General features: G+C 59.4%; 4 protein-coding genes and 1 tRNA gene. 3 read left to right on the forward strand and 2 right to left on the reverse strand.

The genetic code is table 11. The features are described from left to right. The 3 genes from EN991_RS30760 to EN991_RS30770 all read left to right on the forward strand — a co-directional run. Nucleotides 1-363: Hsp20 family protein (locus EN991_RS30760; RefSeq protein ID WP_127370164.1), on the forward strand; the 363-nt coding region annotated here is incomplete at its 5' end. A gap of 68 nt (nucleotides 364-431) precedes the next feature. Then, nucleotides 432-887, forward strand: coding sequence for a hypothetical protein (locus tag EN991_RS30765; protein WP_127370165.1), 456 nt, complete (start codon nucleotides 432-434; stop codon nucleotides 885-887). A 43-nt stretch (nucleotides 888-930) separates the two neighbouring features. Continuing rightward, complete coding sequence (locus EN991_RS30770) at nucleotides 931-1,230, forward strand: DUF982 domain-containing protein (protein WP_013531275.1); 300 nt, start codon at nucleotides 931-933, stop codon at nucleotides 1,228-1,230. 503 nt (nucleotides 1,231-1,733) lie between these two features. Here EN991_RS30770 and EN991_RS30775 read toward each other — a convergent pair. Both EN991_RS30775 and EN991_RS30780 read right to left on the reverse strand, forming a co-directional pair. Continuing rightward, nucleotides 1,734-1,982 (reverse strand): hypothetical protein, encoded by a 249-nt coding sequence (locus tag EN991_RS30775; protein WP_127370166.1) that lies wholly within the window; start codon nucleotides 1,980-1,982, stop codon nucleotides 1,734-1,736. A 416-nt stretch (nucleotides 1,983-2,398) separates the two neighbouring features. Further along, nucleotides 2,399-2,473 (reverse strand) — tRNA-Asn (locus EN991_RS30780). Nucleotides 2,474-2,818: the final 345 nt, after the last annotated feature.

Consider the following 2,818-nt stretch of genomic DNA (forward strand, 5'->3'; position numbering starts at 1 on the left):
GACTATCGCATTACGATGGCTATCGCCGGCTTCGCTCTCGATGAGGTCGAACTCATGCAGAACGGCCCCGAATTGTCTGTCGTCGGCCAAAGGAAACCCGACCAGGAAAATCGGGAGGTCCTTCATCGCGGCTTGGCGACGGGCAACTTCAAGCAGGTGTTCAAACTTGCCGACCACGTAAAGGTCAAGGCGGCCAACCTCGAGAATGGCTTGCTGTCAGTGGACCTGGTCCGCGAAGTGCCCGAGGAACTCAAGCCTCGGCGCATTGAGATAGGGTCCGAAGCCAAAGCGGTTTCGCTCGAGCAACCCGGCAAGAAGCAGTTGATCGACTCGGATGCGGAGCCTCAACGCGAGGTCGCCTGATTCCCTGGACCTAAATCTACGGTCCGCCTCCCGGTTCGGCCGGGAGGCACAGATCGCGGAGAATGGAGATGAGAACCGACACTTACAGTTTTCACCAACCTGAACCGAAAAATCTTGCCGCGGAATCCGCCGGATTGCGGACGCCGGATGATGTGCTGAACGAGGAGACGATGACGATCGGTGCAAAGCGGGCTTTGCTCGCTTTCTGGGCTTCCGACGTTCATGCGGTTCCTGACAATCCCGCGTTGCGGCAATTGGACAACGGCGCCATCGTGGAAGTCAGCGACATACTTCGCGCCCTCCGCCTTCTGGACGAAACCGGGCGGGAACCGCGTGTTTCAAAGGGGTCGGGAACCGTCAGCCTGTCTTTCGACCGGCGCCGCAAGAAGAGCCGGCTCGGTTGGATGCGGCGCCCCTGGCGGGATGACGATGATGATCCGCCGCCAATCCCGGCCTTTGCGACGGTGCCGCCCGGGCGTGGAGGCGGCGGCATGTTGGCCGAGCCGGAGCATGCAATCGCATGATGACCCAAGCCAGCAACAACCAACGTGCGGAATGGAGGATCACATGAGTTACAGGACGTTCGACCGACCGGTCCTGGTCAAGAATGGCGAGTTCGTTCAAGAAATAGGGTGCCTCGACGATGCGTTCGACTTCTTTGAGGAGTGGCCAAGGGAACGGCGAGGTCCGATTTTCGAAACGGCCTTTCGAGCTTGCCAGCGTGCTCACGACGGCCAGGTTCCGCTGACGGTGGCGCGCGATGCCGTCGCCGGCTTCGCAAGATCCGTCAAAATCTTGCAGGACCCGCTTGCCCAATTCCCTTGGATGGACGGCACAAGGTCAGGTCGTGGTGGGGTAACCGCTTAGCCTTGATAAGGGGCGGCGCCATCAGGATGGTTCGGCTGCATGGTCGTCGTTTCCGCATCGCTACAAGGTGAGCTGCCCTGCCAGCTCACCTTTGGCGGGCGGTTGTTGTTCGAGCCGTTAGTACGGTTTTTTGGCGGGCGCGTCCGCGTCGCCATCAGCGGCATGCGACACTATCGCAGATTATGCCACGGCCCTCAGCGGAGGCTCCGCCATTGTCCCCAGGCCGTCGCATTCCGTGCAGGCACCCGTTTTTCCGGGGCAGCCACCCCGATGGGTTCCCTGAGGGCAGCAGTGTCCGTTTGACGCATACCATTTGGAGCAGTCGAAAACCCTGCCGCTGCCATGACAGCGCAGGCATTCCATATTTGATGAAATCATACCCAATTCTTGCCCAACCCAAACGCACTCGCCCCATGCCGCAAGTAACAGGAATCATTGCGCTTTCAAGCACACTGCCCTGACTTAAATTGGGGGGATCGACGGACGGCCGGCATCGATGCGAACTATCGTTGCGCCGTAATTGCGTTGCTCGTGAAAACCTTGCTCGTCACAAGCCGGGTTGGGCATTGGTCGGCACCAGCAGGCTGCGCCGCCTTGTCCGGTTCCTTGTCGGCAGTGACAGCGACTGCGTCGCCGGGCTGCGCGTTGGCGGCCTGTGTGGACGTGGACGCGAAGAGGACCGTCTGAGTGATGAGAGCCGAAACCGCGGCAACCTGGACCAGCACGGCGGCAAGGGCGATCTTCTTGAGCATGCGAGAAAACGCTTTTTGGCGCTCCCGGTTCCCCCATTCAGGTTTTCGGCTTGCTGCGGGAACAAGGGACCGGCAGTGCGGTTAACTCGATTATGCCGAGCAAGATCAAAGAACCACCATCGAAGCCCGAACCGGAGAAGCTACCTGTCCGACGTCGGGACAAAGAAGCCCCGCCAGAGCTTGAACATGTCGACCCGCCACCACGAGATGTGCGAGAGGCACCGGCACCCAACCCGAACGGTGACAAGAGATGAAATCCTGATGAGATCGCCGTGAAGAGATCGCCGTGATCGAAGCGCGCTGCATAGCGGCGCCAGGTCAAGTTGAGGATCAACCTGCGGCTGCCTGCGGTTTTCCAGACATGCCATAGATCAGCCCCTATGGGCGACCTGACCGTCTCAACGCTTTGAAGAATTTGGCTCCCCGGGCCGGATTCGAACCAGCGACCAACCGGTTAACAGCCGGTTGCTCTACCACTGAGCTACCGGGGAACGGAGGCTCTTATGTGAGTGGCGCAGCCTATAGCTGCCCTTTTCGGCTTTGCAAAGAAGCTTTTCACATTTTTCCGAGGCTTTTTCGCATAGGCCTTTCTCGCAATCGTCGAAGGATGCCCTCATATTAGCCGTCTTGGCAGGGATATGGAACCGAAAGCGCGGCGGCGGCTTTGGTTTGAGCATGCTTGCGAACGATCGAAACGGGTCAATCTTTCGAGACGATGACAGCACAAGACAACCAGATGCCGGCGCGCAAAATCTCTGTTTTCGGGCGCGAGTTCAAAATGCCGCGCTCGCGCGGGCTCAGAATCACGATCGGCATCCTGCTGACCATCGGTGGCA

This window comes from Mesorhizobium sp. M7A.F.Ca.US.005.03.2.1 (genome assembly GCF_003997795.1).
Taxonomy (GTDB): Bacteria; Pseudomonadota; Alphaproteobacteria; order Rhizobiales; family Rhizobiaceae; genus Mesorhizobium; species Mesorhizobium ciceri.